This window comes from Limnohabitans sp. Rim28, assembly GCF_000293865.2.
Taxonomy (GTDB): Bacteria; Pseudomonadota; Gammaproteobacteria; order Burkholderiales; family Burkholderiaceae_C; genus Limnohabitans_A.
In genome coordinates this window covers 1-14942 of the sequence record NZ_ALKN02000005.1, presented here as the reverse complement: position 1 = coordinate 14942, position 14942 = coordinate 1, and the positions used below count along the sequence as shown (strand labels likewise).

The 14942-nt window shown below is 59.8% G+C and carries 15 protein-coding genes; 9 read left to right on the top strand and 6 right to left on the bottom strand.

The features are described from left to right. The first annotated feature begins 28 nt into the window (after window positions 1-28). Entirely contained in the window at window positions 29-1495 is a 1467-nt protein-coding gene (locus tag B472_RS06900) for a M23 family metallopeptidase (RefSeq protein WP_019426475.1), read from the top strand. 72 nt (window positions 1496-1567) lie between these two features. Then, window positions 1568-2716, top strand: a complete 1149-nt coding sequence (locus B472_RS06895) for an anhydro-N-acetylmuramic acid kinase (protein ID WP_019426474.1) — start codon at window positions 1568-1570, stop codon at window positions 2714-2716. A 33-nt stretch (window positions 2717-2749) separates the two neighbouring features. Here the strand turns inward: B472_RS06895 and erpA are convergent, their stop codons facing one another. The 3 genes from erpA to rplM all read right to left on the bottom strand — a co-directional run bounded on the left by erpA (window position 2750) and on the right by rplM (window position 4118). Beyond that, window positions 2750-3115 carry an iron-sulfur cluster insertion protein ErpA gene (erpA, locus tag B472_RS06890; protein WP_019426473.1) on the bottom strand — a complete coding sequence of 122 codons (366 nt, stop codon included), beginning with the start codon at window positions 3113-3115 and terminating at the stop codon, window positions 2750-2752. Between the two features lie 167 nt (window positions 3116-3282). Then, window positions 3283-3675 (bottom strand): 30S ribosomal protein S9, encoded by a 393-nt coding sequence (rpsI, locus tag B472_RS06885; RefSeq protein WP_019426472.1) that lies wholly within the window; start codon window positions 3673-3675, stop codon window positions 3283-3285. Window positions 3676-3686: 11 nt separating this feature from the next. Further along, window positions 3687-4118: a 50S ribosomal protein L13 gene (gene rplM / locus B472_RS06880; RefSeq protein ID WP_019426471.1), complete on the bottom strand. Its 432-nt coding sequence runs from the start codon at window positions 4116-4118 to the stop codon at window positions 3687-3689. A gap of 196 nt (window positions 4119-4314) precedes the next feature. On the opposite strand from rplM, the gene B472_RS06875 reads away from it, so the two are divergent. The 6 genes from B472_RS06875 (at window position 4315) to B472_RS06850 (ending at window position 9152) form a co-directional block, all read left to right on the top strand. Further along, the gene (locus tag B472_RS06875; protein ID WP_019426470.1) at window positions 4315-5202 is read left to right on the top strand and encodes a 23S rRNA (adenine(2030)-N(6))-methyltransferase RlmJ; all 888 of its coding nucleotides are present in this window, start codon (window positions 4315-4317) and stop codon (window positions 5200-5202) included. Window positions 5203-5376: 174 nt separating this feature from the next. Beyond that, window positions 5377-6408: a 1,2-phenylacetyl-CoA epoxidase subunit PaaA gene (gene paaA, locus B472_RS06870; protein WP_019426469.1), complete on the top strand. Its 1032-nt coding sequence runs from the start codon at window positions 5377-5379 to the stop codon at window positions 6406-6408. After that, on the top strand, window positions 6405-6701 hold the full coding sequence (paaB, locus tag B472_RS06865) for a 1,2-phenylacetyl-CoA epoxidase subunit PaaB (protein ID WP_019426468.1): 297 nt from the start codon (window positions 6405-6407) through the stop codon (window positions 6699-6701). The genes paaA and paaB overlap by 4 nt, the downstream gene beginning before the upstream one ends. Window positions 6702-6709: 8 nt before the next feature. Continuing rightward, the gene (paaC, locus tag B472_RS06860) at window positions 6710-7492 is read left to right on the top strand and encodes a 1,2-phenylacetyl-CoA epoxidase subunit PaaC (protein WP_026039449.1); all 783 of its coding nucleotides are present in this window, start codon (window positions 6710-6712) and stop codon (window positions 7490-7492) included. 9 nt (window positions 7493-7501) lie between these two features. Continuing rightward, the gene (gene paaD / locus B472_RS06855) at window positions 7502-8020 is read left to right on the top strand and encodes a 1,2-phenylacetyl-CoA epoxidase subunit PaaD (RefSeq protein ID WP_019426466.1); all 519 of its coding nucleotides are present in this window, start codon (window positions 7502-7504) and stop codon (window positions 8018-8020) included. A 28-nt stretch (window positions 8021-8048) separates the two neighbouring features. Beyond that, window positions 8049-9152: a 2Fe-2S iron-sulfur cluster-binding protein gene (locus B472_RS06850; RefSeq protein ID WP_019426465.1), complete on the top strand. Its 1104-nt coding sequence runs from the start codon at window positions 8049-8051 to the stop codon at window positions 9150-9152. Window positions 9153-9164: 12 nt separating this feature from the next. Here the strand turns inward: B472_RS06850 and B472_RS06845 are convergent, their stop codons facing one another. Then, the gene (locus B472_RS06845; RefSeq protein WP_019426464.1) at window positions 9165-11009 is read right to left on the bottom strand and encodes an ABC transporter ATP-binding protein/permease; all 1845 of its coding nucleotides are present in this window, start codon (window positions 11007-11009) and stop codon (window positions 9165-9167) included. A gap of 50 nt (window positions 11010-11059) precedes the next feature. On the opposite strand from B472_RS06845, the gene B472_RS06840 reads away from it, so the two are divergent. Beyond that, complete coding sequence (locus B472_RS06840) at window positions 11060-11470, top strand: acyl-CoA thioesterase (RefSeq protein WP_019426463.1); 411 nt, start codon at window positions 11060-11062, stop codon at window positions 11468-11470. A gap of 28 nt (window positions 11471-11498) precedes the next feature. Here B472_RS06840 and B472_RS06835 read toward each other — a convergent pair whose 3' ends face one another. Together B472_RS06835 and B472_RS06830 are read right to left on the bottom strand one after the other, a co-directional pair. Continuing rightward, on the bottom strand, window positions 11499-11981 hold the full coding sequence (locus B472_RS06835; protein WP_019426462.1) for a thioesterase family protein: 483 nt from the start codon (window positions 11979-11981) through the stop codon (window positions 11499-11501). Window positions 11982-12016: 35 nt separating this feature from the next. Then, the coding region (locus B472_RS06830; protein ID WP_019426461.1) for a hypothetical protein at window positions 12017-14942 on the bottom strand (2926 nt) is incomplete at its 5' end.

Below are 14942 nucleotides of genomic sequence, written 5' to 3'. Positions count from 1 at the left end.
AAAACGGTCCACGACAACCACTGAATAAATGTCTTTTTTTGCTGTCCTCCAGTCTCGACTGGCCTCCCTGTTGATCGGTATTTTGTTCCTGAGCACCGCATTGCTCGGCGCCATGCTGGTCGGCGTGCAGCGCTTGTTGGGCTGGCTGGATGGACAACATCCCGTGCTCACCGCCGGCACCAAGCGATGTGCCCGCTGGTTGTCGCGCCACCCCAAAGCCATCAGCGCCAGCTTGGCCTCTTTGCTTCTGGCGGGCGGAGGCGGTGCTTTCGCCATTGCCAATCTGGGGCCGGACATTTCTGATCAACCCGTGGTCACCATCACAGTGCCTGTGGCCATTGCCCAACTTGAAGAACAGGTGCAATCGCTCGACCTGGTCAACCTCAATTTGACGCGCAGCGACACCACACGTTCTGCTGACACCCCCGAGAGCCTGCTCCGCCGCTTGGGATTGGCAGATGCAGAAGCTGCCGTTTTCTTGCGCAACAACCCATTGGCCAAACAGGCTTTGCGTCAGGCAGGCCGAGCCGTCACTGCCGAAGCAGACAGCCAGCAGCGTCTGGTGGCTTTGCATGTGCGCTGGCTCAACAAAGAGTCCGACACGTTCTTCCAGCGTTTGGCCATCCAGCGCAGCGACAAAGGATGGCAAGCCGCGCTAGAGACCTCGCCGATGAATACCAGCATCCGCATGACGGGTGGCACGGTCACACGGTCTCTCTACGATGCGGCCGACGAGGCCCGCTTGCCCGACACGGTGATCAACCAGATCACCCAGATTTTTTCCAACCAAATCGACTTCCACCGCACTTTGCGCAAAGGTGCCCGCTTTTCGGTGGTTTATGAAGTCCTCGAGGCCGACGGTGAACCCGTCCGCACAGGCCGCGTTTTGACCGCTGAGATCGACAACGGCAGCAACACCTATGCAGCCGTCTGGTTCCAAGAGCCGGGCCAAAAAGGCAATTACTACAGCCTGGAAGGCAAAAGCCTGAGCCGCGCTTATTTGGCATCCCCCGTTCCTTTCTCTCGCAAGACCAGTGGTTTTGCCATGCGCCTGCATCCCATCTTCAAAACCCAGCAAGCCCACCGAGGCGTGGACTATGCAGCGCCTACGGGCACGCCTGCCCAATCTGTGGGTGATGGCGTGGTCACTTTTGCAGGTGTTCAGGGAGGTTACGGCAACGTGGTTGAAGTCCGCCACGGCACCGGTCATTCCACTTTGTATGCGCACCTGAGCAAAATCAACGTGCGCAAAGGACAGACTGTCCAAAAAGGCCAAACCATTGGCGCAGTCGGCTCCACAGGCTGGTCCACCGGACCCCATTTGCACTTTGAATTTCGCGTCAACGGGGTACACACAGATCCCCAAAAGGTCATTCAGCAAGCCCAAGCTTTGCCCATTGCACCCGGCGCCATGCCCCGTTTCAATGCGCAAGTAGCGCAGGCCAAAACCCAACTTTTGGCGGCTGCGCAAATGCGAGAAAGCAGCAGTCAGTGATGAACAAGGGCCGCAAGGCCCTTTTTTAATGCACGGCGACCCCTCTGCTCACGATCCCGGCACTGGTTTTTCATGGCTCCAGCTCTTTTCATTGGCCTGATGTCTGGCACTTCTCTGGATGGCGTCGATGGCGTCATGACTCAGATCGACCCGTCAGGTCGATTGCAGGTCACCCACCACGCCTTCGTTCCTTTTGAAGCGCCATTCCGCACCGAGTTGCTGCAACTCAACCAGAGCGGGCCGGACGAACTGCACCGCAGCGCTTTGGCGGGCAATGCGATTGCCCGGCATTACGCACAGGTGGTCCAAAATCTTCTGCATGCCGCTGGCATGAAGCCTGAAGAGGTGATGGCCATTGGCGCGCATGGCCAAACCGTGCGTCACCGCCCCCTGGAGTTCGATGGCGATGCTGCTCGCCATCAGGCCGCCGTGGGCTACACGCTGCAACTGATCAACCCTGCGCTGCTGGCCGAGTTGACGGGCATCGACGTGGTGGCTGACTTTCGCAGCCGCGATCTGGCTGCAGGCGGCCAAGGCGCGCCCCTGGTGCCGGCCTTTCACCAAGGCGTGTTTGGCCAATCCGCCGCCTGTGTCGCCGTGCTGAACATGGGCGGCATCTCCAACCTCAGCGTGCTCCACGCCGATGGTCAGGTTCAGGGTTGGGACTGCGGCCCCGGCAATGCACTCATGGATTTTTGGTGTGCACGGCACACCGGCCAGGCTTTTGACCGTGCAGGGGCTTGGGCGGCACAAGGCCTGGTCAACCAGGCTTTGCTGCAGCAATTGATGACCGAAGAATTTTTACAGCGTTTGCCCCCCAAAAGCACAGGGCGAGATTTATTCAACCCCGCTTGGCTTGAGCAGCACATGGGTGCGCTTTCGGCTTCCCATGAATGGGCGCCTCAAGACGTTCAAGCCACTTTGACGGAGTTCACTGCGCTCACTTGCGCTGCGGATGTCAAACGCCATGCCGCTGATGCCACGTCGCTGGTGGTGTGTGGTGGGGGCGCCCTGAACGACCATTTGATGGCGCGACTGGCGCATCATGTGCCCGGGCTTGCGGTCGTCAGCAGCGCTGATCGGGGCTTACCGCCGCTGCAAGTCGAAGCAGCGGCTTTTGCTTGGTTGGCCTTTAAAAACCTCCACCGCGAAACGGCCAGCCTCCAAAGCGTCACGGGCGCCCGAGGCGCCCGTGTCTTGGGGGCTATTTACCCCCGTTGAATGGCAGCGAGCCAGGCTCGCAGGCTGGAAGGATCAAGCTGAGAAAGACGAGCCGCAGCCGCAGGTCGATGTGGCGTTCGGGTTTTTGATCACGAACTGTGCACCTTGCAGGTCTTCTTTGTAGTCGATCTCGGCACCGGTCAGGTACTGGTAGCTCATCGCATCGATCAACAGGGACACACCGTTTTTGCTCATGGTGGTGTCGTCTTCGTTGGTGATTTCATCGAAAGTGAAACCATACGAAAAACCCGAACAACCGCCGCCTTGCACAAAGACGCGCAATTTCAAATCTGGGTTGCCTTCTTCGGCGATCAGGTCGGCCACTTTGGCGGCAGCGCTGTCGGTGAAGACAATCGGATCGGGCATGACAGTTTGGATATTTTCAGCAACAGCGCTCATGGTGTTTCTCCGGTTCAGTGCAAATAGTATAGCGCGCTGGTCGGGAATTACCGAGTGTGCCAAGCAGTAACGCTACTGGCCTCATGGGCTTTTCACCCAACACGCGCCCAAACAAAAAGCCGCCACGGCGAACCGGTGCGGCTTTTTGATGAAGCAGAAAAAGCGAATTAACGCTTGGAGAACTGCTTGCGGCGGCGAGCGGAGTGCAAGCCCACCTTTTTACGTTCGACTTCACGGGCGTCGCGGGTGACGAAACCAGCTTGGCTCAGCACAGGCTTGAGCGAAGCATCGTAGTCAATCAGGGCGCGGGTGATGCCGTGGCGCGATGCGCCGGCTTGACCGGATTCGCCACCGCCGTGCACGTTGATCATGATGTCGAAAGTTTCGGCATGGTTGGTCAACATGAGGGGTTGCTTGGCGATCATGATCGAAGTCTCACGGCCAAAGTAGGCTTGGATGTCCTTGCCATTGACTGTGATCTTACCAGTGCCTTTTTTCAGAAACACGCGGGCGACGCTGGATTTGCGACGGCCTGTGCCATTGTTCCATTCACCAATCATCTCAAGGCTCCTTAGATGTCCAGCACTTTAGGCTGTTGGGCGGTGTGTGGGTGCTCTGCGCCGCCATACACCTTGAGTTTCTTGATCATGGCGTAACCGAGTGGGCCTTTGGGCAACATGCCCTTGACAGCCTTCTCGAGTGCGCGGCCAGGGTGCTTGGCTTGCATGTCGCGGAAGTTGGTGGCAGTGATGCCGCCTGGGTAGCCGGAATGGCGGTAATAGATCTTGTCGATCGTCTTGGTGCCAGTCACTTTGAGCTGGGCAGCATTGATGATGACGATGTAGTCACCGGTGTCAACGTGAGGCGTGTAAATGGCCTTGTGTTTGCCGCGCAAACGGAGAGCAACTTCGCTGGCTACTCGTCCGAGGACCTTGTCGGTCGCGTCAATCACAAACCACTCGTGCACGACCTCAGCGGGTTTGGCGCTGAAAGTAGTTGTCATGAGTTTTCTCTTTGAGGAAAGGTTTGTCGGGCCCTTTTCCACGGTCGGTGTTCCTCTGCTGGGAACCTCTTAGGTGGGAGATTGCTGAAACCCTGAGGGTCTTAGCGCCTTCGCCGCGGGGCCACAAAATCGCTGCGAAGCCCGCCATTATACGAATAATCAAGGCCTTGCGGAAGTTTTTGGTTACCATCAAGCGATGTTCAGTTATCGACACGCTTTCCACGCGGGCAACCATGCCGATGTGCTCAAACACATCACCTTGCTCGCCACCCTGCGCCACCTCATGCAAAAAGAGGCCGGCATCACCTTGATTGACACCCATGCTGGGGCGGGCTTGTACCGTTTGGATGGTGATTACGCCCAAAAAGGGGGCGAAGCCGAAGATGGCTTGTTCAAATTATTGGCCGCTGCCGAAAAAATCGATGCCTTGCCCGAACCTGTGCAAGATTATTTGGAACAAATCGCCAGCTTCAACCCCAACGGACAAGCCAAGATCTACCCCGGCTCGCCGTTCTTGATGCACAAATTGATGCGCCACGCCTCGCGTGACCGCCTTCGTTTGTTTGAGTTGCACCCCACCGACAGCAAGTCCCTGACCTCCAACGTCGCGCAACTCGAGGCAGGTCGCACCATCAGCGTCAGCCGCGAAGATGGCTTTGAGGCACTCAAAAAGCTCTTGCCACCACCGCCATCGGCCACGGGCTCCAAGCGTGCCATGGTGTTGATCGACCCCAGCTACGAGATCAAGTCCGATTACAGCAAGGTCGCCAGCGTCATCCAGGAATACCTCAAGCGCTTTTCGACGGGCACCTATTTGGTCTGGTACCCGATCATCCCGCGCCCCGAGGCGCACGACCTGCCCAAACGCCTGCGCACCTTGTCCAACCAAGCGCAAAAGCCTTGGCTCAATGCCACGCTCGCCATTGGCCGAGGTCCTGGCGACGAAGGCGGCTTGGTGGCCAGTGGCATGTTTGTCATCAACCCTCCCTTCACGCTCAAAGACCAGATCCGCAAAGCGCTGGACATGGTGGGCCCTGCCTTGGCGCGTGGGTCTGGCAAACACTGGGCTGTTGAGTCGTCTTGAGCGACATCCAGCCCGCTGCTATGCCAGCTTGCATGGGGCTTGAGCCTGAAAACGCAGAATCAGGGAAATACCTGACCACGGTGAAATCAAATTAACCGACCGATCGGTCGGTTAATGGGTATACTGGCACCCGCGCCGTGATCATCCCATCCTGTTTGGCGCAGGAGATACGCCATGTACACCCAATCTTTCAGCGTTCCGGACTCGTCCGAGGACGTCAAATCGGCCGGCCTGAAAGCCGTGCCCAAAGCCCTGAGCACGCAAGACGCCGAACTTCAAGCAGCCTTTGACGCCCGCATCGACGCCGACGGCCGCATCGAACCCCGCGAGTGGATGCCTGAGGCCTACCGCAAAACCTTGGTTCGCCAAATCAGCCAACACGCCAACAGCGAAATCGTGGGCATGTTGCCTGAGGCCAACTGGATCAGCCGCGCGCCCAGCCTGAAGCGCAAAACCATCCTGATCGCCAAAGTGCAAGACGAAGGCGGTCACGGCCTGTACCTGTACAGCGCCGCCGAAACCTTGGGCACCAGCCGCGACCAAATGCTGGACGCCCTGCACACCGGCAAAGCCAAATACAGCTCCATCTTCAATTACCCCACGCTCAACTGGGCCGATGTGGGCGTGGTCGGCTGGCTGGTCGATGGCGCGGCCATCATGAACCAGGTGCCCCTGTGCCGTTGCTCTTACGGTCCCTATGCCCGTGCCATGGTGCGTGTGTGCAAGGAAGAGTCTTTCCACCAACGCCAAGGCTACGAAGCCTTGCTGGTCATGATGCAAGGCACCGCCGAGCAAAAAGCCATGGTGCAAGACGCCGTGAACCGCTGGTGGTGGAAATGCTTGGCCATGTTTGGCCCCCCCGACGCCGACAGCCCCAACAGCGCGCAGGGCATGCGCTGGGGCATCAAGCGCATCAGCAACGACGACCTGCGTCAAAAGTTTGTGGACGCCACCGTGCCACAAGCCAAGGTACTGGGCGTGACCCTGCCTGACCCCGATTTGAAGTGGAACGATGCACGCCAAGCCCACGATTTTGGTGCCATCGACTGGGACGAGTTCTGGGACACCGTGAACGGCAACGGCCCTTGTAACAAAGAGCGCCTGGGCGCCCGCGTCAAGGCCTGGAACGACGGCGCCTGGGTGCGCGAAGCCGCACTCGCCCATGCCCGTAAACAGCAAGCTCGCCAACTCAAGGAGGCCGCATGAGCACCGCTACATTGAAAGAATGGCCCCTGTGGGAAGTTTTTGTGCGCAGCAAACAAGGCTTGGAGCACAAGCACTGCGGCAGCTTGCATGCGTCTGATTCAGAGCACGCCTTGCAAATGGCACGCGACGTCTACACCCGCCGCCAAGAAGGCGTGAGCATCTGGGTGGTGCCTTCGGCCAGCATTTCGGCCAGCGAGCCCAACGACAAGTCCGAGTTCTTCGATCCGGCCAGTGACAAGGTGTACCGACACCCCACTTTTTACCAAATCCCCGACGAAGTCGGACACATGTGAACGTGCAGATGAATGCGCCCATTGAATACCTCCTGCACCTGGCCGACAACGCGCTGATCCTCGGTCAGCGCAATGCCGAATGGTGTGGCCATGGCCCGATATTGGAAGAAGACATCGCGCTGTCCAACAACAGCCTCGACCTGATCGGCCAAGCCCGCATGCTCTACCAGCATGCGGCAGCCTTGCATGGCGAAGGCACCACCGAAGACACGCTGGCGTATTTCCGCGATGTGCCCGACTTCAAAAACTACACCCTGTGCGAATTGCCACACACGCCTTTGATGGCGGCCACGTCTGCGGGCGACCGCGACTTTGCCACCACCATCGTGCGCAACTTTTTGTACAGCAGCCTGATGGTGCTGGTGTGGGACCAGCTGCAAAGCTCGCAAGACACGCAGCTGGCAGCGATTGCCGCCAAGTCGCTCAAAGAGGTGCGTTACCACCTGCGCCACTCGCGCGACTGGCTGGTGCGTTTGGGTGATGGCACCGACGGGTCACACACCAAAGCACAAGCCGCGCTGGACCAATTGATGTCCTACACCCAGGAGTTCTGGACCGCCAGCGAGCACGAATCTGCGGCGCTGACCAACGGCACCGGCACCGACATGGCCGCCTTGCAGTCCGACTGGAACGCGATCGTGGACACCGCGCTCCAAGAAGCCACCCTGAAGCGCCCCACCGATGGCGGTTTTGTCTCCACGGGCAAACAAGGCCTGCACTCTGAGCATCTCGGATTTGTATTGGCCGAAATGCAAAGTCTGGCCCGCGCGCATCCGCAAGCCACTTGGTAACCAACACCCATGACCCGCACTGTCGATGAAGACCGCGCCTGGGCTCTGCTGGAGCAACTGACCGACCCGGAAATTCCGGTCGTGTCATTGCGTGAGCTGGGCATCTTGCGCGAGGTGCGTCAAGGGACCCAGGGTTTGGAAGTGGTCATCACACCCACCTACAGCGGCTGCCCGGCCATGGGCCAGATCGAGGACGACGTGAAAGCCTTGCTGCAGGCCCACGGCTTGCAAGGCCAGGTGGTCACGCAATTGGCCCCCGCCTGGACCACCGACTGGATGACCGACACGGCCAAAGACAAACTGCGCGCCTATGGCATTGCGCCGCCGCACGCCTGCGTCAACACACCCTCGGGCGCGGTCAACGTGGTGCAGTTTGCCTCTCGCAGCGCCAAGCTCGAAGTGGTCAACTGCCCGCAATGCGGCTCGGCCAACACCACTGAAACCTCCCATTTCGGCTCGACCGCCTGCAAGGCCCTTTACCGGTGCCTCGCCTGCATGGAGCCCTTCGACTACTTCAAACCCTACTGAGCCGCCACAAGCCCCTCAGCGCCAAGCCATGTCCGCAGCCCGATTTCATGACCTCCAGATTGCCCGCATCAACCCCGAAGCGGCAGGCGCCGTGGCCATCACGCTGAGCGTGCCCCACGACCTGCGCAGCAACTTCGACTTCCAGCCCGGTCAGTTTTTGACGCTGCGCGCCGTGATTGGCGGCTCGGATGTGCGCCGCAGCTATTCCATCAGTTCAGCCCGCAGCCAGCTGCACAAGCAAGGCGTGCTCGAAGTGGGTATTCGCCCTGTAGAAGGCGGTGTGTTTTCCAACTGGGCCGCCACCGAACTCAAATCTGGCGACAGCCTGCGCGTGATGCCACCGGATGGCCGTTTTGTGGTGCAACGCCCCCGTGCCATCCACCGTGTGGGCTTTGCAGCAGGCTCTGGCATCACCCCCATTTTGTCCATCTTGTCGAGCACCCTTGAAGAACAACCCGACAGCAAATTCACGCTGGTCTATGGCAACCGCCGCATGGACAGCGTGATGTTCAACGAAGCGCTGCAAGACCTGAAAGACCGCTACCCCTCGCGCCTGACGCTGATCCACGTACTCTCTCGACAAGCGCAAGAAGTGCCCCTGCTCGAAGGCCGCATCGACGGCGCCAAGGTGCAGGCCATCATCGACGCCTTCTTGCCCGTGGGCAGCATGGACGAAGTGTTTGTGTGCGGGCCCGAAGCCATGATCGAAGCCACCGAGCAAGCCCTGCTGACGGCTGGCGTGAAAGCCGAACGCATCCGCACCGAGCGTTTCAGTTCGCCCACGCTGGACGCACTGGCGCCCGAAGTTCGCGCCAAAGCCGTGCTGGGCCACCCGGCCACGCGCGCACAAGGCGAAGTGCAGCTCACCGTGGTGCTGGACGGCAAGCCTTACAACATGCCCATGAACCGCAACGAGAAGATCCTGGACATCGCTTTGTCGCTGGGTCTGGATTTGCCGTATTCGTGCAAAGCCGGGGTGTGCTGCACCTGCCGTTGCAAGGTCATGGAAGGCACGACCGAGATGGAGAAAAACTTCACCCTCGAGAAGCCCGAAGTCGAACAAGGCTTCATCCTGTCCTGCCAAGCCCGCCCCACCAGCGAGCGCGTGGTCATCAGTTTCGACGAGCGCTGAAAAAACGCCTGTTCACTCGCCAGACTGCTGCATCGCCCACATGCTGGCGTATCGGCCTTGAACGGCCAACAGCTCGGCATGGCTGCCGCGCTCGATGATCTGCCCGGCCTCCATCACCAAAATTTCATGCGCATCGACCACCGTAGACAGACGGTGTGCAATCACCAAGGTGGTTTTGTTTTGCGCCACATTGGCCAATTCAGATTGAATCGCGCGTTCGTTGGCCGAATCCAGCGCCGAGGTGGCTTCGTCGAACACCAAAATGGGTGGGTCTTTGAGCAAGGTGCGGGCAATGGCCACGCGCTGCTTTTCACCGCCTGAAAGCTTCAAGCCACGCTCACCCACCGAGGTCTGGTAGCCCTTGGGCGTGGAGGCGATGAAGTCGTGGATGCGGGCAGAACGCGCAGCGCCCTCGATCTCGTCCTGACTGGCGCCAGGACGACCATAGGCGATGTTGTAGGCCACGCTGTCATTGAACAGCACCGTGTCCTGCGGCACGATGCCCAAAGCGCCACGCACACTGGACTGCGTGACTTGTCGGATATCTTGCCCTGCAATCCGAATAAAGCCCTGCTGCACGTCATAAAAACGGAACATCAAACGCGCCAGCGTTGACTTGCCCGACCCCGAAGGCCCGACCACCGCCACCGTTTTACCCGCAGGAATCGTGAAGCTGATGTCTTTGAGAATCGGGCGGTCGCTCTCGTAAGCAAAAGACACGCGGTCAAACACCACATCGGGCGCACCGTGCAAAGACAGCGCTGAGGCACCCGGCGCATCGGCCACTTCGCGCTCGCGGTCCATCAGCACAAACATTTTGTCCAGATCGGTCAGGCTTTGCTTGATTTCGCGGTACAGCACACCCAAAAAGTTAAGCGGAATGTAGAGTTGGATCATGAATGCGTTCACCATGACCAAATCACCCAAGGTCATGCGCCCAGCCACCACGCCCTCGGTAGCCCGCCACAGCATGGTCACCAAAGCAGCGGCAATGATGAGCTGCTGACCCGTGTTGAGCAACGACAAGGTGGTCTGCGACTTGAGCCGTGCCACACGCAAACGCTCCAGACTTTCGTCATAACGGCCAGCCTCAAAGCGCTCGTTGCCAAAGTACTTGACGGTCTCATAGTTCAACAGCGAGTCGATGGCACGGGTGTGGGCAGCCGAATCAAATTCATTGGCTTGCTTACGAAACTGTGTGCGCCATTCGGTGACATAAACCGTGAAGACGATGTAGAAAACCAAAGCTGCAAAAGTGATGCCTGCAAACCAAGCGTCGAACTTCACCGCCAAAATCGTCAACACCAAAGCCACCTCCAACAAGGTGGGGATGACGCTGTACAGCGAATAGGAAATCAGCGACTCAATGCCACGCACACCGCGCTCAATGTCCCTGGTCATGCCGCCCGTCTGCCGCGCCAGATGAAAGCGCAAACTCAAGGCATGCAGGTGCTCGAAGGTTTGCAACGCAATGCTGCGCGAAGCCCCTTGCGTGGCTTTGGCAAAGACCAACTCGCGCAACTCGGTGAAAGCCGATGTCAGCAAACGCAAAGCGCCGTAACCCAACAAGAGTGCCATCGGCACCACCAGCACCGCGCCCGGATCGCTGGGCTTGATGCTCATGGCGTCGACCAATTCCTTGAGCAACAGGGGCACGCTCACGTTGGCCAACTTGGCGCACACCATGAGGCCAAGCGCCACCACGACGCGCCATTTGTACTGCCACAAATAGGGCCACAGACGCGACAGCGTTTTCCAATCGCTCGTGGCCACCGTTGGGGACTGGGTGCCCGATGGCGAATTGGGGTGAGGGCCAGAGGAGACAGCAGGGGCAGAGGTTTCGCCGTGTGGGCGCATAAGACACAATCCAGTTCAACGTCAACCATTAACGAACACCGATTGTGCCCATGTCTGAACCTCAACGCCCCGACACTGTGTCTTTGCCCACTGACCAAGAGTTGGTGCTCAAAGTCATCCCCATGCCTGCGGACTGCAATGCCAGTGGCGACATTTTTGGTGGCTGGGTCATGGCCCAAGTCGACTTGGCCGGCGCCGTCTTACCCGCACGCCGTGTGCGCGGACGCATGGTGACGGTGGCGGTGAACGAGTTCATCTTCAAACAGGCCGTCAAGGTGGGCGACATCTTGTCGTTTTTCTCGCGCATCGTGCGCGTGGGGCGCACCTCGGTCACCGTCAAGGTCGAGGTGTTTGCCGAACGCTTTCAATTGCAGGGCCAGTACATCAAGGTGACCGAAGCGAACCTGACCTATGTGGCGGTGGACGACCAAGGCAAACCCAGGCCCGTGCCTGCCGAGTGATGGGGCAGATGTTTTGGCGGTTAGGCGCTCAAGAGACGATGTAAGCCGCAGCGCCTGTCGACATCAAGGTCCCATCCGGGCCACAAAACTCCATGCGCGAAGACCCCACACGCGAGCCCACGCGCAAAGCGTTGGCCGTGATGGTGAAGTGCTCGCCAATGCCGGGTCGCAGGTAGTCCACCCGCAAATCGATCGTGCCCAACTTGGCAAAGCGCTCCAGGCGTTTGGCGGGCAGCTCGTCCATGTGCTTGGCGGCCAACGCCGCCATCACGGCCGCGCTGCCGATGGCGTCGAGTACCGCGCTGATGACGCCGCCGTGGATGCGGTTGTAGGCAAAGTGCCCCACCAATTCGGGCCGCATGTTGATGCGGGCCTCAACACCCTCGGGGGTGACCTTGACGAGCTTCAATCCAAGCGTTTTGTTGAAGACGATTTTTTCTTCGTAGATCTGACGAAAACCCTCGATGTATTCAGGTTCCAGGACGATAAGGGTTTCGGTGCGATGGGGCATGGCTTGATTCTATTGAAAGCGCCATCCAGCCCCGGTCACACCCGCGCCAACACCGGTCCCAGCGCCACACCGGTGTGGGTACCCAAGATCACCAGCGCCTCGGGCGTCATGGCCGCCACAATCCGGCCACCGGCGTTGCCACCTTCCGGCCCCAGGTCAATCACCCAGTCGGCCTCGGCGATCACATCCAGATCGTGCTCGATCACGATCACGCTGTGGCCCGCATTCACCAATCGGTGCAGCACGCTGATGAGCTTGTCCACATCGGCCATGTGCAGGCCCACCGTGGGCTCATCCAGCACATAGAGGGTGTGCGGTGCCTTGTTGCCCCGTTTGCCCACCTCGTCGCGCACCTTGGTCAGCTCGGTCACCAGCTTGATGCGTTGGGCCTCGCCACCACTCAATGTGGGCGAAGGTTGGCCGAGCGTGAGATAACCCAGCCCCACATCCTTGAGCAGTTGCAAAGGGTGCGCGATGCTGGGCATGCTGGCGAAAAAATCCACCGCCTCGTCCACTTCCATCTGCAGCACATCGCCAATGCTCTTGCCCCGCCAGGTCACCGCCAAAGTTTCTGGGTTGAAACGCGCGCCTCGGCAGGTTTCGCAAGGCACTTTCACGTCGGGCAAAAAGCTCATCTCGATGGTGCGCATGCCCTGGCCTTCGCAACTGGGGCAACGGCCTTCGCCGGTGTTGAAGCTGAAGCGCCCGGCGGCATAACCCCGCGCTTTGGCCTCCAGCGTTTCGGCAAACAGTTTGCGGATCGTGTCCCAAAAGCCGATGTAAGTGGCCGGGCACGAACGCGGTGTTTTGCCAATTGGCGTTTGGTCCACTTCCAGCACGCGGTCAATCGTTTCAAAGCCTTGCACGTCGCTGCACGCCGTCAAAGCCACGCGCTGGCCAGCGTCTTGTGCGGTGCGCCCAGCAAAGGTGGATCGCTGGCTGACCAGCGCCTGCACATTGGCCAGCAACACATCGCGGGCCAGGGTGGATTTGCCCGAACCGCTGACGCCCGTGACGGCTACCAAGCGTTTGAGTGGGACCTGCACATCGACCTGGCGCAGGTTGTGCAGGTTGGCTCCTGTGAGCGTGAGCCATTGCATCGGCGACGCCAATGTCTCGGCATGGGGTGATGGGCTGGGCGACGATTTCGGCGTACCCCCGCCATATGAGGAGTCCAGCCCATCGCCCCGTGACGAGACCGACACCGATCTACGCAACTGCATCGGATGCTTCATCGCATGCAACAAATACCGCCCAGTCTGCGAATCGGCAGACGCCGTGATGTCCGCCACCGAACCTTCGGCCACCAAGCGGCCACCACGCTTGCCCGCACTCGGGCCGATGTCGATGATGTGGTCAGCACGGCGGATGGTGTCTTCGTCGTGCTCCACCACCACCAGCGTGTTGCCTTTGTCGCCCAACTTGTGCAGGGCGTTCAGCAAAATCTGGTTGTCGCGGGCGTGCAGACCGATGGTGGGCTCGTCCAGCACGTAACAAACCCCCTGCAAGTTGCTGCCCAGTTGCGCGGCCAATCGGATGCGTTGCGCCTCGCCGCCGGACAGCGTGGGGGCGCCCCGGTCCAGCGTGAGGTAGCCCAAACCCACTTCTTCCAGAAACTCCAGGCGGCTCTTGATTTCAGGCACCAGATCGCGGGCGATGTCGGCGTCGCGGCCAGTCAGCTGCAGCTTGTCCACCCAATGCCGCACATCGGTGACGGACAAACTCGCGATGTCGGTGATGCGCCAGCCTTGGCCAGGGGCCGAGCCCAAGCGCACGGCACGGGCCGTGGCATTCAAGCGGGTGCCTTCGCAACTGGGGCAGGCCACGTTGGCCAAGTCTTCGATTTCGGGCTCGGCAAAGGTTTGCTCGCGGCCCTTGTTTTTGTCGTCCTGCACCGAATCGTCAAACACCGAGCGTTCGTCTTTGCTGAGTTGAACACCCGTGCCCACGCAATCGGGGCACCAGCCGTGTTTGCTGTTGTAAGAGAACAAGCGCGGGTCGAGTTCGGCATAAGAAGTGGCGCAGGCCGGGCAAGCCCGCAAGGTCGAAAACACCCGGTGCTGACCAATGCGGGCGGTGGAGTCACCACTGAACATGGCTTCGCGCAAGCCGTCCAGATCGCTCAACACATGCACCACGCCTTTGCCATGCTCCAAGGTTTTGGCCAGGGCCTGGCGCAGCGCTGCCTCCTGAGTGGGCAGCACATCCAAACTGGTCACAGGCAACTCGATGTTGTGTTCCTTGAAGCGGTCAATGCGCGGAAAGCCTTGAGTGGGCAAAAATTCACCATCGACGCGCAGGTGGGTGTAGCCACGCGGCCGCGCCCAATCGGCCAGCTCGGTGTAGACGCCTTTGCGGTTGGTGACCAGCGGCGCCAACAGGCCAATGTGCTGGCCACGAAACTGGGTCATCAGCTGGGCGATGATGCTGTCTGGCGTTTGCGGCTGCACGGGTGTGCCGTCGTGCACGCAATGCTGAATGCCCAGCTTGACGTACAGCAAGCGCAAGAAATGCCAAACCTCGGTGGTGGTGCCCACCGTAGATTTGCGACCGCCGCGCGACAAGCGCTGCTCAATCGCCACGGTGGGCGGGATGCCATAGACCGCATCGACCTCGGGGCGACCTGCGGGCTGAACGATGCTTCGGGCATAAGCGTTCAGGCTTTCCAGATAACGACGCTGGCCTTCGTTGAACAGGATGTCAAACGCCAAGGTGGATTTACCGGAGCCGCTGACGCCTGTGACCACGTTGAACTTGCCGCGCGGGATGTTGACGCTCAGATTTTTGAGGTTGTGCTCTTTGGCGTTGACGATCTGGATGTTGTTGTTGAGCACAGGGGCGCGCCGAGCGACCGGAGCCAGTGAGGTGGCACCTTCCCCGCCTCGAACCTTCGCCAGCGAGGCTGCGGTGTCGGCGGGTGACGATTTGGGCGTACCCCCGCCGTATGAGGAACCCGCCGAC

Bases quoted from the DNA above. Each gene is read 5' to 3' on its own strand.
- B472_RS06845 (WP_019426464.1), bottom strand. From the start codon at position 11,009: ATGCGCCCACACGGCGAAACCTCTGCCCCTGCTGTCTCCTCTGGCCCT.
- B472_RS06840 (WP_019426463.1), top strand. From the start codon at position 11,060: ATGTCTGAACCTCAACGCCCCGACACTGTGTCTTTGCCCACTGACCAA.
- paaC (WP_026039449.1), top strand. From the start codon at position 6,710: ATGAATGCGCCCATTGAATACCTCCTGCACCTGGCCGACAACGCGCTG.
- B472_RS06875 (WP_019426470.1), top strand. From the start codon at position 4,315: ATGTTCAGTTATCGACACGCTTTCCACGCGGGCAACCATGCCGATGTG.
- paaA (WP_019426469.1), top strand. From the start codon at position 5,377: ATGTACACCCAATCTTTCAGCGTTCCGGACTCGTCCGAGGACGTCAAA.
- B472_RS06900 (WP_019426475.1), top strand. From the start codon at position 29: ATGTCTTTTTTTGCTGTCCTCCAGTCTCGACTGGCCTCCCTGTTGATC.
- rpsI (WP_019426472.1), bottom strand. From the start codon at position 3,675: ATGATTGGTGAATGGAACAATGGCACAGGCCGTCGCAAATCCAGCGTC.
- erpA (WP_019426473.1), bottom strand. From the start codon at position 3,115: ATGAGCGCTGTTGCTGAAAATATCCAAACTGTCATGCCCGATCCGATT.
- B472_RS06835 (WP_019426462.1), bottom strand. From the start codon at position 11,981: ATGCCCCATCGCACCGAAACCCTTATCGTCCTGGAACCTGAATACATC.
- paaD (WP_019426466.1), top strand. From the start codon at position 7,502: ATGACCCGCACTGTCGATGAAGACCGCGCCTGGGCTCTGCTGGAGCAA.
- B472_RS06850 (WP_019426465.1), top strand. From the start codon at position 8,049: ATGTCCGCAGCCCGATTTCATGACCTCCAGATTGCCCGCATCAACCCC.
- rplM (WP_019426471.1), bottom strand. From the start codon at position 4,118: ATGACAACTACTTTCAGCGCCAAACCCGCTGAGGTCGTGCACGAGTGG.
- B472_RS06895 (WP_019426474.1), top strand. From the start codon at position 1,568: ATGGCTCCAGCTCTTTTCATTGGCCTGATGTCTGGCACTTCTCTGGAT.
- paaB (WP_019426468.1), top strand. From the start codon at position 6,405: ATGAGCACCGCTACATTGAAAGAATGGCCCCTGTGGGAAGTTTTTGTG.